At 45.3% G+C, this 18,568-nt stretch carries 12 protein-coding genes and 3 tRNA genes; 11 read left to right on the top strand and 4 right to left on the bottom strand.

Features of this window, described 5'->3' with window-relative positions:
- Nucleotides 1-432 precede the first annotated feature (432 nt).
- On the top strand, nt 433-2,454 hold the full coding sequence (locus AC0J2X_RS02940; protein WP_287498363.1) for a methyl-accepting chemotaxis protein: 2,022 nt from the start codon (nt 433-435) through the stop codon (nt 2,452-2,454).
- A gap of 136 nt (nt 2,455-2,590) precedes the next feature.
- Here the strand turns inward: AC0J2X_RS02940 and AC0J2X_RS02935 are convergent, their stop codons facing one another.
- Together AC0J2X_RS02935 and AC0J2X_RS02930 are read right to left on the bottom strand one after the other, a co-directional pair.
- Nucleotides 2,591-3,478 (bottom strand): LysR family transcriptional regulator, encoded by an 888-nt coding sequence (locus tag AC0J2X_RS02935; protein WP_156078044.1) that lies wholly within the window; start codon nt 3,476-3,478, stop codon nt 2,591-2,593.
- Nucleotides 3,479-3,495: 17 nt separating this feature from the next.
- Complete coding sequence (locus tag AC0J2X_RS02930) at nt 3,496-4,464, bottom strand: hydrogen peroxide-inducible genes activator (RefSeq protein WP_014948663.1); 969 nt, start codon at nt 4,462-4,464, stop codon at nt 3,496-3,498.
- 158 nt (nt 4,465-4,622) lie between these two features.
- On the opposite strand from AC0J2X_RS02930, the gene AC0J2X_RS02925 reads away from it, so the two are divergent.
- The 4 genes from AC0J2X_RS02925 to betI all read left to right on the top strand — a co-directional run bounded on the left by AC0J2X_RS02925 (nt 4,623) and on the right by betI (nt 10,251).
- Entirely contained in the window at nt 4,623-5,276 is a 654-nt protein-coding gene (locus AC0J2X_RS02925) for a carbonic anhydrase (RefSeq protein ID WP_014948664.1), read from the top strand.
- A gap of 11 nt (nt 5,277-5,287) precedes the next feature.
- Entirely contained in the window at nt 5,288-6,925 is a 1,638-nt protein-coding gene (locus AC0J2X_RS02920; protein ID WP_014948665.1) for a SulP family inorganic anion transporter, read from the top strand.
- 253 nt (nt 6,926-7,178) lie between these two features.
- Entirely contained in the window at nt 7,179-9,602 is a 2,424-nt protein-coding gene (locus AC0J2X_RS02915) for a TonB-dependent receptor domain-containing protein (protein ID WP_014948666.1), read from the top strand.
- 73 nt (nt 9,603-9,675) lie between these two features.
- On the top strand, nt 9,676-10,251 hold the full coding sequence (gene betI, locus AC0J2X_RS02910; protein WP_069943918.1) for a transcriptional regulator BetI: 576 nt from the start codon (nt 9,676-9,678) through the stop codon (nt 10,249-10,251).
- Nucleotides 10,252-10,479: 228 nt separating this feature from the next.
- Here the strand turns inward: betI and AC0J2X_RS02905 are convergent, their stop codons facing one another.
- Together AC0J2X_RS02905 and AC0J2X_RS02900 are read right to left on the bottom strand one after the other, a co-directional pair.
- On the bottom strand, nt 10,480-12,555 hold the full coding sequence (locus tag AC0J2X_RS02905) for a M13 family metallopeptidase (RefSeq protein ID WP_049587665.1): 2,076 nt from the start codon (nt 12,553-12,555) through the stop codon (nt 10,480-10,482).
- Nucleotides 12,545-13,870 (bottom strand): GNAT family N-acetyltransferase, encoded by a 1,326-nt coding sequence (locus AC0J2X_RS02900; RefSeq protein WP_069943919.1) that lies wholly within the window; start codon nt 13,868-13,870, stop codon nt 12,545-12,547. The genes AC0J2X_RS02905 and AC0J2X_RS02900 overlap by 11 nt, the downstream gene beginning before the upstream one ends.
- Before the next feature lie 118 nt (nt 13,871-13,988).
- Here AC0J2X_RS02900 and AC0J2X_RS02895 point away from each other — a divergent pair, with 118 nt between their 5' ends.
- The 6 genes from AC0J2X_RS02895 to AC0J2X_RS02870 all read left to right on the top strand — a co-directional run bounded on the left by AC0J2X_RS02895 (nt 13,989) and on the right by AC0J2X_RS02870 (nt 18,566).
- Nucleotides 13,989-14,447, top strand: coding sequence for a regulatory protein RecX (locus AC0J2X_RS02895; protein ID WP_069943920.1), 459 nt, complete (start codon nt 13,989-13,991; stop codon nt 14,445-14,447).
- A 297-nt stretch (nt 14,448-14,744) separates the two neighbouring features.
- Complete coding sequence (gene alaS, locus AC0J2X_RS02890; RefSeq protein WP_069943921.1) at nt 14,745-17,342, top strand: alanine--tRNA ligase; 2,598 nt, start codon at nt 14,745-14,747, stop codon at nt 17,340-17,342.
- A gap of 134 nt (nt 17,343-17,476) precedes the next feature.
- Nucleotides 17,477-17,668, top strand: coding sequence for a carbon storage regulator CsrA (gene csrA, locus AC0J2X_RS02885; RefSeq protein WP_012517705.1), 192 nt, complete (start codon nt 17,477-17,479; stop codon nt 17,666-17,668).
- Nucleotides 17,669-18,233: 565 nt separating this feature from the next.
- Nucleotides 18,234-18,325, top strand: a tRNA-Ser gene (locus AC0J2X_RS02880).
- 37 nt (nt 18,326-18,362) lie between these two features.
- Nucleotides 18,363-18,439: transfer RNA gene (locus tag AC0J2X_RS02875), tRNA-Arg, on the top strand.
- Nucleotides 18,440-18,492: 53 nt separating this feature from the next.
- Nucleotides 18,493-18,566, top strand: a tRNA-Arg gene (locus tag AC0J2X_RS02870).
- The last annotated feature ends 2 nt before the right edge of the window (nt 18,567-18,568 follow it).

Here is an 18,568-nt window from a genome sequence, read left to right as displayed (position 1 = left end):
AGGTTGTAAAATTTCTCCGTATATCTCAAAGTATTAGAAGTGCAAGCGAGCTTGGCTCACTTGCGCTTTTATACTAATAAAACTAAACCTGAAATGTGTGCGAATTATCAGGGCCTGTTGACCTTTGATGTACGAATTTTGGTCTAAATGGAAGCCTTTTAATCGCGAAACAGTCCTGCAAGCCTAGTGGGCTAAGTTAAAGGGCTGTGACAAAGAGTAAAAGGCTTCCATAACGACCCCTTCGGGCAGCGCCTTTGTGCCATCTATACTGCGTTGAATGTTTTCGACTTAGAACCACTAAACCGTCAAACATCCGCCTTGTCTAGATGGCACAAAGACCGCTGTAACAATGTACAACAAAGGTCAACAGGCCCTAGTGCTGGAATACACTTTTCACACGTTGTGGCGTTTAGTAAACAATGAGAAGTACAAATGAAATCCATATCACTCCAAAAAAAGTTCATGCTTATCGTTGGCGGTAGCATAGCTTTGATGTTACTCATTACGGCGTTTTTCTTAGTCAATACCGTTGCAGATAACACCCGCAGTCGCGTAGAAAAAGAGCTTAAATCCTTAGTTGCACGTGAGGCTAATGACGTTGAAGGATTCTTCGCAACCTATGGCGGCGTTGCTAGAGCATTCCTAAGTAGTCCTTTTCTACAAGATTTTTTTACGCGCCATAACACGCGAGGGGCGCCCGAAAGCCAACTGACTCAATCCAAAGATATCTATGCCACATTTGAGGGCATCAGCAGTCAAGATCCCATTATTAAATCGGCGTTCTTTGGATCTGCTAAGACGGGTGAATACTTCTATGAAGAGGGCCGAGTCGGCGTCGACACTTCGGGTCCTGATGCTGGCAATCCTAACGCCGGTTACTTTGCAACTAAGCGTCCGTGGTTTACTACTGCCGTTGAAAAAGGGAAGCTATATGTAACGCCTCCTGCTGTCGATTCCCAAGATGGAAGCGTATCTGCAGTAGTACAAACCCCGATATACAAAAATGGAGCGTTACTAGGCGTTGGCGGTGTCGATATTCTTATTAGCACGGTGGGTAAGGTCATAGACGCCATTCGTTATGAAGAACAAGGCACGGCGTTTTTACTCGATGAAAACCAAAACATTGTTTACTTTCCAAAACAGAGCAAAGCTTTGCCACTAAGCTCCTCTATTCGCAACTTTGACAGCGTGTTTGATAGCACTGAGGGGTTTGGCAAGTTGGCAAGTAATATAGCGGCTAATGAATCTGGTATTGTGCACGTAACCTGGAAGGGGGAAGACTATGTTGCGGTTTTTGAGCACGCTCAGTTAACTAACCCACAAATGAATTGGTCGCTGGGCATTCTTATCCCTGCAAGCATCATTGATAGCCCTATAAATAATGCAATTACTACGGCAATTATCGTCGCCTTTGTGATTATTGGATTAATAGCGCTTATTACTTATTTTGCGAGTGCTAAAGTCACTCAGCCTTTGGTCGAAATGCGCAACGCTATGGCGGAAATAGCGCATGGCGACGGCGACTTAACCAAGCGTCTGGAAGTTAAGAGTAACGACGAAATCGGTGCGCTTGCTATAGAGTTTAATACCTTCACCGATAAACTAAGATCATTGCTAAAAGATACTGCCGCTAACACTAAGGCTGTTTCTGATGCAGCGGATCACCTTCGAGATGTGAGTCACGCCACTAGCAAGGAAATTAACCAAGAGCGTAGTCAGGTGGACAATGTGTCTACGGCAGTGACGCAGATGGCTGCTACCGTCGTTGAAATTTCAAAAAATGCGGCACAGTCCAGTGACGCTGCGACTAAAGCAGATGAATTGGTACAAGCCGGCAGTGAGCAAGTGCAAGATGCCATGAGGGAAATTCGCGCGCTGGCTGACGCCATCAGTCAGGGTGTTGAAGTTGTAGGCGGATTGAGCAAAGAGTCAGATAGCATCGGTGCTGTAGTCGATGTAATTAACAGCATAGCTGAACAAACTAATTTGCTGGCATTAAACGCTGCCATTGAAGCGGCGAGAGCCGGTGAACAGGGGCGCGGCTTTGCCGTTGTTGCAGATGAAGTTCGCTCATTAGCAAGTCGTACACAAGAATCGACGACTGATATACGAAAAATGGTAGAGCGATTGCAGGCGATGTCTGAGCAGACCAACAATGTTATGCAGGAAGGACAAACCCGTTCTCAATCTGGTGTCGATAAGACAGAGAAAGTGGTCGAAACGCTTAAAGACATTACCCAGTCTATAGGTTTGGTTCACGAGCAAAGTACTCACATAGCACTGGCGACCGAGCAGCAAACGGAGGTGGCGCAAGATATTAATAAGTCGCTCGTAGCTATCACTGGTTTAAGTGATAAAACTAGTCAGCATGCAGAAGAGTTAGCTGTGGAAGCTACGCAGCTAAGTGCCGTCTCTGGTGACTTAAAAGAATTGGTGGGGCAGTTTAAAATTTAGCGCCATTCATACCGTTAACCGCGCATAATGCGCGACAGTCTTTAATTAGAGCGTTGTCGCTTGCCAACATTGTTGGCAAGCGAATTATTTTATTCCCTAGTTTGACATAAGTTTTCCGAAATACAGTTTGGAACACCTATGGCTTGTGCGTTTGCGAAAGGGCAATGAAATCATCTACAAACCCCAATACGTCCTGCGCTTTTCTATGACCCAAGTACAGCGTTTTTGATACGCCTTGTTCACCAAGCGACCGACAAGTCAGGAGATCGCTTTCTTTTGATTCATCAATTAACCATTTAGGTAGCGCAGTAACACCACGTCCCGCTGCTACCATTTGTAAGATGATCTCTGTGGTTTCAATCGTTTTATGTTGCCTCACTGTGCAATTGGCAGGAGTAAGAAAATGCGTGAATACGTCCAGTCGACTGAGTTCTACGGGGTAGGTGATAAGGGTCTCATTGCTTAAGTCGTTCGGTGTAACAAATGGTTTCTCTGCCAAAGGGTGGTGCTTATCCATTACCAACACTTGTTCATATTCGAACACTGGCGTGTAGGTAATGGTTTCAAGTGAAAGAGGGTCTGGCGTGAGCAATATATCAATATCGTACCCGTGAAGCGCTTGTAAACCGCCAAAAGAGAACGCTCGGCGTACATCTACATCAACATCTGGAAAGGCTTTCAAAAAAGGCGCCACTACCTTGAGCAACCATTCAAAACACGGGTAGCACTCCATCCCAATACGTAATATGCCCTGTTTACCATCGGCGAATCTGCGTAATTGGGCTTCAGTATGCTCAAACTGGGGTAAAACTCGGTGAGCTAAGCCCAATACACTCTGACCCGCCTGAGTCAGCGTGAGTCTTCTGCCGTCTTTTTTCCAAAGCGGTACGTCAAAATGGGCTTCCAACTTTTTCATTGCGTGGCTTAACGCTGACTGGGTTAGAAAAAGCGATTTTGCCGCTTCTGTCATCGTGCCTTCAGCATCTATCGCTCTTACTATTCGTAAATGTTGTCTATCAATCATAATAAATTACAACCAGTTTAACGTTTTTGAAGAGGGCTTGGGGCAGCACTGACTATAGTCACGGCGTCCGACAGGCGAGTTTCAATTATCTCTTTTATGATAATTGATATTTCTCTAAAGGTCTTTCGTCCAGGCGCAGTGTTTCTCCACGCTAATGAGTGCTGACGCTCAATAGGCATATCGGCAATCTCACACACGTGTAACGCTTCAGGCTTGTGCAACTCAGAATGAATATAAAGCCCTGGTAGGAATGCTACACCCATGCCCATTACCACCATTTGACGCAAAGTATCGAGGCTGGTGCCCTCATAATCACGCTGTAAATCTGCCCCAATCTCATCGCAAATGCGCTGCACTTGATGATGAAAGTGATGTCGGTCTTCGAGTGTTAACACTTTCTCGCCGCTTATTTCTTCTGGCTTGACATAGGCTTTTCCTGACAATTTGTGATCAGAAGGCGTGACGAATTTTAAAGGCTCTTTGAAGAGTGGTTGCGTGATCAATTGAGAGTTTTCGCCCGAAAGTGGGGAAAGTATTAGGTCATATTCACCACGCAGTAGACCGTGTTGCAATGCGTTAGGGGCGCCTTCTCGAACATAGAAGCGCAAGCCGGGCTTCCGTTTGTGCAGATCTGGTAGCACAAACGGAAGTAAATAAGGCCCTAGTGTTGGCGGTATCCCTAACCGGTAGGTTACAACTTCACCCTCGGACAAGTCTCGTGCAATTTCGCTGAACCGTTGAGAGGCCTGCAGCACCTCTTCCGCTGCATCAAGCAAGGCTTTACCTTGGGGAGATAACAGCGTTCCCGTGCGTGATCGTTCAAAAAGCGTTAGCCCTAAGAGGTTTTCTAGCGCACTGATCTGACTGGTCAGAGTAGGCTGACTAATTCCCAGTATTCCCGCTGCTTGCCTGAAGCTTAGGTATTTAGCCACTGCAACAAAATAGCGGATTTGGTTAATTGACGGGGTCTTTCCGTTGAATTGCATGGTGAAAATGGCTCTCTCTTACTATGCTTATGGGTAGTGTTACGTAAGTAGTGATAGTATTTAGCTATCGCGAGTTAGTATATTAAACTATTAATCTATCAGGTGAAACTGGCGTAATTACATAATCATTACAATTATTAAAAAATTGGGAGTTATATATGGATCACGTTATCTCAGGTGTTGCCAAATTCCAGAAAGAAGTTTACCCAAACAAAAAAGCTACGTTTCAAAAACTAGCTACTGGGCAGAACCCTGAAGTGCTTTTCATTACGTGCTCTGATTCACGTATCGACCCGAACTTAGTAACACAAACTGATCCGGGTGAGCTATTTATCTGCCGTAATGCGGGCAACATCGTACCTCCTCACAGCAACCAAACTGGTGGCATGACAGCGTCTATTGAGTTTGCAGTTGCTGCACTGGGCGTTTCTCACATTGTTATTTGTGGCCATACTGACTGTGGTGCGATGAAAGGCGCCATCAACCCTGAAGGCTTAAGTGCGCTTCCGCATGTAAAAGAGTGGCTAGGTCATTGCCGTGTTGCAACTGAAGTTGTTAAAGAGCGCTGTGGCCATTCAGACCTTTCTATTGACGACCTAGAAGCGGTAACGAAAGAGAACGTTGTTCAGCAAATTCAGCACCTTCGCACTCACCCTGCTGTTGCTGCAAAAATTGCAACAGGTCAGGTTAAACTTCACGGATGGGTTTATAACATTGGTTCAGGTGAAGTGCTTTACTACAACACTGAGTCTGGTGAATTCGATGTAATGGACGAGTCTACTGCCGAAGCACAACTTGCTCGCGGTGAATAAGGTCTATAACTATGGTAAAAATTAACCTTTCAAACCTACGAGGCGATTTTACCGGCGGTTTAACAGCCGGTATCGTTGCTTTACCACTGGCGCTTGCACTTGGTGTAGCGTCAGGCTTAGGCCCAATGGCGGGTCTGTACGGTGCTATTGCGGTTGGCTTCTTTGCCGCACTTTTCGGTGGTACACCAGCACAGATTTCTGGTCCAACGGGGCCTATGGTTGTTGTTCTTGCAGGCTTGTTCGCAAGTCTGTCAGGCGACGCCAGCCTTATATTCACAGCTGTGATATTGGCCGGTATATTCCAGATTGTTTTTGGTGTCCTTGGTGTTGGCCAATACATTCGCCTGGTGCCTTACCCGGTAATATCGGGCTTTATGTCGGGCATCGGTGCAATCATCATCATTCTTCAAATCGGCCGCTTACTGGGCCATGAGCCGCCAGGCGGAACAATCGGCGCATTGACATACTTGCCAACCGCGCTTGCCGATATTGATTTTGCAACCTTAGCGTTAGGCCTTGGTACCTTGGTTATTGCCTACAAATGGCCACCGCAATTAGGCAAGTATGTGCCTGGAGCACTGGCTGCACTTATCATTGGCACGCTTGTAAGTTTAGCGTTGTCTGTGCCAATTCTTGGTGATATCCCGACGGGTTTACCTAGCCTTCACCTTCCAGTATTTGACCAAAGCAAAGCACTGCTTATTCTTGAAGCTGCGTTTATTCTAGCTGTGCTGGGAGCCATCGATAGTCTACTTACATCTCTTGTTGCTGATAACATGACGCGTACCCGTCACGATAGTAACAAAGAGCTAATCGGCCAAGGTATTGGTAACACATTTGCTGGTCTTATCGGCGGTATCGCAGGTGCAGGCGCAACGATGCGTACTGTTGTAAATATCCGTAGCGGTGGTAAGTACAACATTTCAGGTATGGTACACGCGCTAGTTCTTCTAGCAATTGTGTTAGGTCTTAGCCCGCTAGCGGCGCAAATTCCTCACGCTGTTCTTGCTGGTATCTTGGTTAAAGTTGGCTTAGATATCATCGACTGGAGTTACTTGAAGCGCGCTCACAAAGGCCCACGTTGGGACTTCGGCCTCATGATTATGGTGCTTGCGTTAACGGTATTTGTAGATCTGATTACAGCAGTTGGTGTTGGCGTGGTATTCGCAGCATTAGCTTACGTTAAGCAAATCGCACAGCTGCAAATTGAAGAGCTTAAGAAAATCCCTGAGTCGTTAAACGACCCTAAAGAAAATGAGCTATTGGAATCTCTTAAAGACAAAGTATCAATCTTTAGTTTTGGCGGACCACTAAGCTTTGGTGCGGCTGCCGATTTGGGCCACCACGTTCGTGAGCGTGTGAAACCGGGTTCTAAAGTCACCATTTTAGATTTCTCGCGCGTTCCACTTATGGATGTTTCTGCTGCGATGGCAGTTGATACAGTTACCTCAGATGCACTAGCGGCAGGTCGACAGCTGGTTATTTGTGGTGCTAATGCAGAAGTCAATAAGGTGCTTGAGGGCGTAAACGAAGCGCACCCAGGTATCCCCAACTTTGACACGCTACACGACGCCTTGCTTTACGCAGAAAAGCAAGTAGCCGGGACTGAAAGCAAAAACACCCGTTTTCAAGCCGCAACGCAGTCGTAAAGTAATATCAAGGTAAGATAAACCTTTCCCTTTTGGCCCTCCTTAGTGAGGGCTTTTTTGTGTCTGTTAGGCAAAGATTTCTTTGCTAAATTTCTGGGGCCGTTTATAGCTGATGCGTGTTTACTTGGATGTCATTGAATAAACAAACATGGAAAATGTTTTATTAATTGATTGTTCAATTAAACTTAACGCTACTGTAACAATTCCTCCCTAGAGTAGTGAGTAAACATTACACAACTACTTTGGGAAACACATGAAAACACACAATAAACTCTCGTTAGCTGTACTTGCAGCACTTTCGTCTATGACTACACCTACAGTGGCGTGGGCAGAGGAAGCAGAGCGTGCTGACGAAGAGCGCATAGAAGAAATTACCGTTGTTGGGCGAAGCGTTTCTTACGCGAATAACGCGACGAGCGACGATATGTTTAAACAACAGGCTAATCTTAGCAGTGTGTTAGCCGCGGTTGATAACCTGCCGGGTGTGCTTATTAACGAAGGAGATACCTTTGGGGCTGATGACTGGTCAACGTCTATTGTTATTCGTGGCTTTCAAGTAAACCTAAACGAGCAGCAAATTGGCATGACGGTAGATGGCATTGCCAACGGTAACTCGAATTACGGTGGTGGCGCGAAAGCGAATCGCTATATCGATACCGAAAACGTAAAAGGCGTTGAAGTTTCTCAGGGTACGGCGGATATCGCTTCCCGTTCACACGAAGCCTTGGGCGGCACACTGAATTTCACCACCATTAACCCGTCTGCGGAGCAGGGCTTAATAACCAGTGTAACTGCGGGTTCATTTGATGCGTCAAAATACTATGTACGCTACGAAACAGGCGAAATCTTTAAAGATACTTACGCGTGGATAAGCCTTTCAAGTCAAGAAAGTTCTGACTTTATGCAGCAGGCAGCAGAGAACACCCGTGATCATTTAGCCATGAAGTTTATCTCTACCGTTAACGACGTGTCTCTTACAGGTTACCTGTCTTACGACGATACCCACGAAGATAACTACCAGCGCATATACGGACTGGCGCAATATGAGCAAAATCCAGATTGGGACCAGTTAACTGACGAGTGGACAGGCGTGCCTTATCAAGATCAGGCGTATCGTCGAGGTTGGTCTACCCTACGCGAAAACCTTTTCGCTTATTTACAGGCTGACTTTACTATTGGCCAGGTCGATTTTATGACTAACGTGTATTATCACGACAATGAAGGACGCGGCGAATGGGTTCCACCCTATATTGTTGATATCACTGATGACGGAGCAGAAGGGCACTCAGAGCTTATTGTTGGAAATACGGTATTCGGTGGAGAAGAGCTGGGACAAATCTACTTTGTTGATAGACAAGGCAACCAGCTAAGCCCTATTGAGGGTTGTCAAAGCTCACTGACCTTCCCTTATGGTGGTGCAGGTGCAGAATATGACCCAGGCTGTCATGCGCAAGGCGCTATTCCCGTGGGCTCATATCGTCACACCCATTATGATAAAGAGCGTTTTGGCATTAATGCTGATGCTGTGTGGTACACCAAAATTGGTGATTTTGATAATACCGTACGTTTTGGTATTTGGTGGGAAGACTATGAGCGTGGCGAGTCTCGCGATTGGCATAAAATTACCAACTCGTCTATTAGCGTCGATTATGACAACGTGCCTTACTGGGTGCAGTACGACAGAACCTTCCCAGTTGATACCTTGATGTACTATGTGGAAGATGAGCTTGATCTAGGCTTTGCCCGCATTCGCGCTGGTGCCAAGAAGTTTAACGTAGATATCGAGAAAACGGACAACTTTGATTCAGCCAACAACTTAGCGGTGAATACTGACTCAGATACCTTATTCTCAGCCGGTATCGTTGCACCTTTACCCATTGAAGGAGTGGAAGTTTTCGCAGGTTACGGTGAGAACTTTGCGGCAATCAAAGATGCACAACTAGAGCGCAACGATACTGACCTTCGCTTTATAAAGCCAGAAACCGCTGACAACATTGACGTAGGTTTCCGCTACTCTTCACCTGGTTTCAATGCCAGCGTGACCTACTACAATATTGAGTTTAACGACCGTATTCAATTTACCAGTAACGAAACCTCAGAGGGGATAGACTTTCTTGAAGCGGCTGCGGGTGGATACAAAAACGTGGGCGGTATTGAGTCTAGCGGTTTTGAAATTTCAGCAGACATTATGCTAACCGAAGAGTTCTCGTTGTTCACTTCTATTACCTTAAGCGAGTCAGAATATGTTGCGACGGTAGGTAGTTCAGGTACGCAATACGATACACTTGACGATGCGCTGGCAGCCATCGCTGATCCTGAAAACCCTGAAGTGTCACTGGTAGCTATTGAAGGTAATACGGTTATCGGTACGCCTGACACTATGGCGGTAATTAGCCTTGATTGGGCACGCGATAACTACTTTGCAGGCCTGTCTACCAAGTACGTTGATAGCCGCTACCTGGATATTGATAATGCAGCACAAGTTGATGACTATATCGTTAGCGACTTCTATATTGGCGGCTTTATCGAAAACATTGGTTCAGGTGCTGAAGAGCTAGAAGTGCGTTTAACAGTAAACAACCTGTTTGATGAAGACTATGCGTCTACCATTGCACCAGGTGCATTTTGGATTGGCGCACCTCGCGCTGTTGCAGTCAACGCACGCTTAACCTTTTAATCGTGATATCATGCCTGCGGCGGCATTGTGCTGTCGCAGGTTATTTTTTAGATTTAAGGTTTGGAGTTGTAGCATGCCCAAGGTGGGAATGGAGCCAGTTCGCAAGAAGCAATTAATAGAAGCAACGCTAGAAGTGATGGCAGAAGTTGGCTATCACGGTACAACGATTAGCTTAATTAGCAAAAGAGCAGGGCTTTCTTCAGGGATAATCAGTCACTATTTTGGTGACAAGCAAGGTTTAATTGAAGCAACGATGCGCCACCTTCTCGATGCGCTAAAAATCACGCAGCGTATTGACGATCCCCTAGAGCGGATTGATTTCATTATTGAAAATAACTTTTCACAAACGCAAGGGGCGAGTTCCGCCACCAATACTTGGTTCAACTTCTGGGCGTTGTCACTTCACAACGAAGGCTTGCATCGTTTGCAGTGTATTAACCACAAACGCTTAGAGCGTAATTTAGCGTTTAGTTACCGCAAGCTACTTAAACCTGAGCAGGTCAAAAACGCCGCTGCGTCTACCGCTGCATTAATTGATGGGTATTGGCTTCGTTATTCCATGGGCAGTGTGGGTAACGGTGATTTTTCAGAGGCTGTAGCCCGTTGTAAACAATACGTTCGCGATTTAGTTGCCCAATACGGAAGATAAATAAGCAAACGGAAGTTAAACAAGTACTCGGGGCTGGCGTATAAGTACCACCGAGCGAATACTGATTAGAAAAATAAAAAGGGCGGTTCGAGATAAGTCGAGCCGCCCTTTTTAATTATCTACACTTTCTAAATGAGCTATGCGGACTAGTATTAGCTGGCGCCAGATACAAATCTCTATCCGGCGCGAGAAGCTAGCATGTGCTCACTAAGTGCTTAACTCAATGAGTTACCAAATTCTTACGCGCTCTTCTGGCGCAAGATAAAGTGCATCACCTGGTTTCACATCAAACGCTTCATACCATGCATCATGGTTTCTTGGTGCTTGTGCACGATAACGACCAGGCGCGTGTGTACCTGCGCGAAGTTGATTCAGCATGCTTTCTTCAGTGCGTTTTTCTTTCCACACTTGTGCCCATGCAAGGAAGAAACGCTGATCGCCTGTTAGGCCGTCAATTACCGGTGCTTCTTTGCCGTTAAGGCTAAGTTTGTAGGCGTGGTAAGCCATGGCTAGACCACCCACGTCACCAATGTTTTCACCCAAGCTGTTGCGACCATTTACGAAGTTACCTTCGATAGGCTCGTACTGGCTGTATTGCTCGGCTAGCATATCTGCTTTTTCTTCAAACGCTGCGCGGTCGGCATCGGTCCACCAGTTACGCTGAATACCGTTTGCATCTGATTTCGAGCCTTGATCGTCAAAACCATGTCCCATTTCGTGACCAATTACCGCACCGATTGCACCGTAGTTAACTGCTGCGTCGGCGTTTGGATCAAAAAATGGTGGTTGCAAAATAGCCGCTGGGAATACAATTTCATTGAACGAGCTATTGTAGTAGGCATTAACGCGCTGCGGTGTCATACCCCAGCGATTGCGATCCGTTTTCTCTAGCTCACGTTCTACCGATTGGTCTTGGAAGAATGTGCGTAGGTTTCGAACATTGCCTACTAAGTCTTTGTCGCTGATGGTTACGCCGTCGAAAGACTGCCATTCGTCTGGGTAGCCAATTTTAGGGTTAAATGCCATTAGCTTTTCTTTGGCATTTACCTTGGTTTCTTCGCTCATCCAGTCTAGGTTTTCAATACGCTCACCTAGTGCTGTACGCAAGTTTTCAACCAGCTCTGCCATCTGCTCTTTTGAGCTTTCTGGGAAGTATTCGTTTACGTAGATCTTGCCGATAGCAAAACCAAGTGACTCAGTACCAGACATTTGGCTCACTGCGCGTTTCCAACGAGGACGAGGCTCTTGCTGACCGCTTAGTGTACGACCAAAGAAGTCAAAGTTGGCTAGGTAGATATCTTCAGAAAGGAAATCCGCATTGTTTGAAATAGTGTGATATTTCAAATACGATTTCCAATCAGCTAGATCAGCTTCGTTAATAATTTTAATAACGTCTTTTACTGGCTCAGGCTGTGTAATATTTAGCTCAGGTACCTTATAACCGGTTTGAGCAAAATACGTATCCCAATCAAAGCCAGGGTACTCGTCAGACAGCTTGCTACGTTCAATCTGGTTGAGAGTAAGATCGCGGTCACGGCGTTTTTCGCGAGGCCACTGAATTTCTGCAATTTGTGTTTCAAGGGCAAGAATGTTAGCCGCTTTTTCAGCTGCGTTTTCTTCGCCTGCAAAATTTAGCATCTGCTCGATGTGCGCTACATAAGCTTCACGAATTTTAACAAAACGTTCGCTATCGCTCAGGTAGTAGTCGCGATCAGGAAGGCCTAAACCACCAACACCAACACTTAATTGGTATTCATTTGGGTCAAGGCGGTTGTACCACATACCGCCGCCAATTGGCGTGGTTGAGCCTACTAACCAGCTGTTACCAAATGCTTTGGTTAGGTCAGTTTTGTTTTCAATGCTATCGATAGACGTGAGTACGTCTTTAATTGGCTCAATACCTTTTTCGTTGATGGTATCTGTATCCATATAAGCAACGAAAAAGTCGTGAACAAGCTTTTCCTCTGCATTTAGTGAAGACTTTTCCATTAGCCCATCAATGATGTTTTTAACTTGCTCTTCACTACGCTCTGCAAGACCCGTAAACGCGCCGTAGCGAGTTTTGTCAGCGGGCAGCTCGTAGTTGTCGTACCATGTACCGCTCGCGTACATGAAGAAGTCATCACCAGGTTTTACCGCTTCATTGCGAGCGGTTAAGTCTACGCCAAAAGAGCCTAATTCCGCTTCGCCCTTCATTTCTGGCGCTTCAACATTGCTAGTTTGTTCTTGGGCTTTTTCAGGCTGACCGCAACCAGCAAGTCCCAAAGATGCCGCAATCGCTACGGCAAGAAGTTTATATTTCATCGTTTTTCTCGTTGTGATTATAAGTGTCGTCGTTAGGTGCAGTGACACTCGTTGTTTTTAAAGTAGGCACAAATTCCTTGTTAAACGGTAAAGCATTCCGTGCCTGATTAAAATAGCTTGCGATATGTGGCGTTTCTCGCTGTAAAAAGTCTGCTACAGCAGTGTGAAACGACGGATGTTGTAATTTGTGATGAGAACGGCAATAAATGGGCTCGAAGCCTCGAAGTATTTTATGTTCACCTTGGGTGCCGGGATTAAAAAGCGATAGTTTTTTCTCAATGGCGAATTCAATGCCTTCAAAATAACAGCAGGCAAAATGTAACCCGTCTATTTCTTTCAGCGCTCCCCAGTATCTGCCATACAGTCCTGTATCATCGTAGAAAAAGAGGGCGCTGGCTACTGCTACCTCATTCTCTATTGCCGTCACTATAAGCATGTTATCGCTCATGCTCTCGACAAGCTGCTCAAAGAACGTATCATTCAAATATCCCACGTGACCGCTTCGTTTTAAATAGGTTGCTTTGTAACACTTTGTGAAAAACTGCAGTGTCTCTGGACTAATCTCATTGCCGGTATGATGGGTAAAGCGGACGCCTTGCTCGTTCAGTTTACGTCGACTTTTCTTGATATCTTTTCTTTTGCGGGAGGTAAGCGCGTTAAGAAAATCGTCGAAATCACCATAACCGTAGTTATGCCACTGAAACTGAACTGCGTATCGGGTCAGGTAGTGGTTGGGAATACTGGGTTGAACTTTGAATTGGTCATTAGGTAAATCATCGGCTAATGCACTGGCCTCAGGCTCGCTTTTACCAATAAGTTGAGCCGAGGTGCTTTCATTGGGAAATAGCCAATGAAAAGAAGATAAAGCCTCACCAAATACGGACTCTACATACGCTGTCAATGTATTTTCTAGTTCACTTAAAAGCGACGGAGTAAGCGCAATGTGTCCATCAGAAAGTAGTCTAGAGCCTGTTACGGGGGTAAAGGGGATGGCCGATATCCATTTAGGATAATAGTCGAGGCCGTGCTGTGCATAAGCATTAGCCCATGCGTGGTCAAACACGTATTCACCGTAGCTGTGAGTTTTCAGGTAGCCGGGAATAACAAGATTTGCAGCCTCATGCTGACCTTTCGCTATAGCAATATGGCAAGGCTGCCACCCAGATTCATTGCTGCACGAGCCGCTGCGTTCTAGCGCATGTAAAAATTCATAAGAAACGAAAGGACCCGATTCTTTTGCGAGGTATTGCCAGCGCTCTTTAGAGATCTGTTCAATCGAATCTATTATTGTTATGCGATAGTTGGATGCTGTCATGCAGTTTACATCATGTAGAGGTTAAGTGCGCAAAACGCTAGATAGTCGCAATGTACGAGTAATTAACGCTAAAATAACGCGGTTTCTACGTTTAATACAGAAGAGTAAGTTTACAAAAATGTCAGAGTTCGACCGAAAAATCATTACCGACGCGATTACTCGCATGCTGGCACGACGAGAGCATAGCTTTAACGAGATTATGCGAAAGTTGCAGCAGAAGGGAATAGCGAGTGATGCTTTCATGCCTATTCTGGAGGAATTCAAGGATGCTGATATCCAAAGCGATGCTAGATTTGCAGAAAGCCGAGCTCGCGCATTGTATTTAAAAGGGAAGGGACCCCGCGCAATTAAATTAGACTTACAGCAATACGGTGTAGATGAAAGTACTGCAGAACACGCAATGAGAGAGATTGACGCTGACTGGTTTGAAAGTGCTAAAAAAGTAAAAGAGAAAAAGTTTGGCGAGTTTTATGAAAACGAATTCGCGCTGAGACAAAAGCAGAAACAATTTCTTCAATATCGTGGCTTTTACCAAGATCACATTGAATATGCGGTAAGCGCAAACGAATCTAGCTAAAACGGCTGGTTTATGCTCATGTTTACCGACAAATAGATGCTGTTGGCGATTCGTTTTATGAATACTGGCTATTTTCGTCTACTTAAAGTGAAATTTGAGCCTATCTTCTCCCCGTTACACTTAACAAAATTGCGTTATCCATGGTATTGTTGCGCAAATTTGTGTGCATTTTAATTATCCAGAGAATTATAGCGAGGATAAGCGTATTGCGTATTCGCAAACTGCCCCGATTATAAAGCTCATTAGAACAGGCAAATCGCACGTTTCAAAAATAGAATAAAGGAAGTTAGGTTTTCAATGACATTATCAACTGCTGACTTACGTAACAAGTTTATCGATTATTTTAAAAGCCATGGCCACCAAGCGGTGGCGAGCTCGTCACTGGTTCCGGCAGATGATCCCACACTTCTTTTTACTAACGCGGGCATGAACCAGTTTAAAGACTGTTTTTTAGGTGCGGAAAAACGCAGCTATACCCGTGCGGTATCGTCACAGCGCTGCGTTCGCGCAGGTGGTAAGCATAACGACCTTGAGAACGTGGGTTACACTGCGCGTCACCATACCTTTTTTGAAATGCTGGGTAACTTCAGCTTTGGCGATTATTTCAAAAAAGAAGCGATAGAGTTTGCGTGGAATTTCCTTACCAAAGAAATTGGTTTGCCAAAAGAAAAGCTCTTAGTCACCGTTTATTCTGAAGATGACGAAGCGTTCGACATCTGGGAAAACCATATTGGTGTTCCAAAAGAAAAGATTATTCGCATTAGCACGTCAGATAACTTCTGGTCTATGGGCGATACCGGTCCATGTGGTCCTTGTTCTGAAATCTTTTACGATCACGGTGCGCACATTTGGGGAGGTCCTCCGGGAACACCAGAAGAAGACGGCGACCGCTTTATCGAAATTTGGAACCTGGTATTTATGCAGTTTAACAAACAAGCTGACGGTACCATGGAGCCACTCCCTAAGCCTTCAATCGATACCGGTATGGGCCTAGAGCGTATTTCCGCTATCTTGCAGAACGTGCACAGCAACTACGAGATCGACCTTTTCCAAAACTTGATCAAATCAGCAGCATCAATTGTTGGAAGCGAAGATTTAGAAAATAAATCGCTACGGGTTATCGCCGATCACATTCGTTCGTGCAGCTTCTTAATTTGCGATGGCGTTATGCCATCAAATGAAGGGCGCGGATACGTATTACGTCGCATTATTCGTCGCGCTGTTCGCCACGGCTATCAGCTTGGCGCAAACGATATCTTCTTCTATAAACTTGTGGCATCACTTGCCAAAGAAATGGGTGAAGCGTATCCAGAACTTGTAGACCAGCTACCGGTTATTGAAAAAGTACTACGTGTTGAAGAAGAGCAGTTTAGCAAAACGTTAGCCCGTGGTATGGCTATCCTAAACGATACATTAGAAACTCTAGAAGGCGACACAGTCCCGGGTGACGTAGTGTTCAAGCTTTACGACACCTATGGTTTCCCTACTGATTTAACCAATGATGTAGCACGAGAGCACGACCTTAAGATTGACGAAGAAGGTTTTGAAGCTGCTATGCAAGCACAGCGTGCCCGTGCACAGCAGGCTAGCAACTTTGGTGCAGACTACAATAGTAAACTCGCCATTGACCACACAACCTCATTTACTGGGTACACCGATGTAGAAGGCCAGGTGAATGTGGTTGAACTTATTGCCGACAATGCGTTTGTTGAGAAGCTTGAAGACGGTCAAGAAGGCGTTGTGGTATTAGACAGCACACCATTCTACGCTGAAAGTGGTGGTCAGGCTGGAGATAAAGGTGTGCTTCGCGTGGCAAACGGTGAATTCATCGTTACCGACACCCAAAAAATGGGTAATGCGTTTGCACACAAAGGTATTGCTAAAGGTTCGGTATCTAAAGGTGATACGGCAACCGCAGCGATTGATGCAGCAAATCGTGAAGCCATTAAAAAGAACCACAGCGCAACGCATTTACTTCATGCAGCACTGCGTGAAATTTTAGGTGAGCACGTAACTCAGAAAGGTTCATTGGTTGAAGCGCCGCGCATGCGTTTTGACTTCTCGCATTTTGAGGCAGTAACGGCTGAGCAACTTGCTGAGATTGAAAGACGAGTTAACCAAGAAATACGTGCAAACCACACGTTAGCAACTGAACTAATGGATTTGGATGAAGCCAAAGCATCAGGCGCAATGGCGTTATTTGGTGAAAAGTACGACGAAAAAGTTCGCGTGGTAACCATGGGGCCATTCTCTGTTGAGCTATGTGGTGGTACTCACGTTACACGTACTGGTGATATTGGCTTGTTTAAAATTACCAGTGAAGCGGGTATTGCATCGGGCGTTCGACGTATCGAAGCAGTTACTGGCGAGCATGCACTTGAAGTCGTGCAAACCCAACAAGTGACACTGTCTTCATTGTCTGCGTTATTGAAAACAGACAGCCAAAATGTACTTGATCGCGTAGTTTCTCTACAAAATCAGACTAAAGAACTAGAAAAAGCGCTCAATTCTGCGAAACAAAAACTGGCGAGTCAGCAAGGTGCTGATATGCTTAGTAATGCAGTAGAGATAAATGGCGTTAAAGTTCTTATTGCGAATTTGGAAGGTGTTGAAGCAAAGTCATTGCGTTCAATGATGGATGACATTAAAAACCGAATTGGTGAGGGGATCGTAGTATTAGGTGTGGCTAATGACGCGAAAGTGAATCTTATTGCTGGCGTTACTAAAAACCTCACTAGTAAAGTTAAAGCGGGCGAGCTAGTTAACTTTGTCGCATCACAAGTAGGTGGCAAAGGGGGCGGTCGTCCAGATATGGCACAGGCAGGCGGTGACCAGCCTGAAAACTTGGGCCAGGCGCTAGATTCGGTTAACGCTTGGTTACAAGATAAGCTATAATTATTTTTGTGTATAACAGTGAGTTTCTGAAGTGACGCAGAAACATGGAATCACTGTCGCTTCCATCGGGTCGTGCCGATGGGTTGGCAAATCTTAATGGATGATGTTCAGTATTAAGGAACAGGAGCAAGAGAATGCTTATTTTGACTCGTCGAGTTGGTGAAACGCTTATGGTAGGTGACGATGTGACCGTTACCGTACTAGGCGTAAAAGGGAATCAGGTACGTATCGGTGTGAATGCACCAAAAGAAGTTTCTGTGCACCGTGAAGAGATATACATGCGCATTCAAGCAGAAAAAGGCGGTCAGCCAGGCTCTGCAGAATAATTGCATAATACGCTTCATAGGAAAAGGTCAGCTTACGCTGGCCTTTTTTGTTTTAAGTGAGTAAATCTTATCGGGCTTTAGCGCAAGTCTATTGTTTCTGGTCTATTTCGACAGAAATGACGCTGTGATGTCTTGCGCTAACGAGCTAGTTAATTTTCTGGGTCGTGCACAGCTTTTTTCTTGTACTATGCCTTCTGGTTGGACGGTTTTTACATCGAGATATTTAGCGCTTTATTCGAGGTTTTGGAGCGTTTTTAAATAACTTAAGTAAGTAATACGAATCAGCGTACTTGGTTTTGAACAAATAAATTCAAAACTTTTTGATATTATTTTTGAAAAATTGACTAAATTATTAAGGCGGGTCAGTTAAAACTGCAATGAAGCTGCGCATATTCAAATGCAAATTAACGAGCATCGTTAAATAAAATTCGGTTTAATTGCTTGTATTGCGAACAAATTACTGGTTTTTTGCTCGAATCGTTTAAAATGGCAGCGGGTGAACAATTTCTTTATAAAAAAGGTTTGACTCAGGCCAATGAATCCGTAAAATGCACCCCGCAGTCAAGGAGAGGTGGGTGAGTGGCTGAAACCAGTTCCCTGCTAAGGAACCATACGCATATACGCGTATCGAGGGTTCGAATCCCTCCCTCTCCGCCATTATTCGTTGGCAGTGACGGCCAACAACAAGTTTTGCGCGTGTGTAGCTCAGCTGGATAGAGTACCTGGCTACGAACCAGGCGGTCGGAGGTTCGAATCCTTCCACACGCGCCACTTATTTTAAAGCGCCACCTTTTGAGGTAGAATTCAAAAGTACACAAGTTTACGCGTGTGTAGCTCAGCTGGATAGAGTACCTGGCTACGAACCAGGCGGTCGGAGGTTCGAATCCTTCCACACGCGCC

It is taken from the genome of Alteromonas sp. R7, from assembly GCF_055755235.1.
Note: the sequence above shows the minus strand (reverse complement) of the source record. Positions and strands in the feature narration are given on the sequence as shown.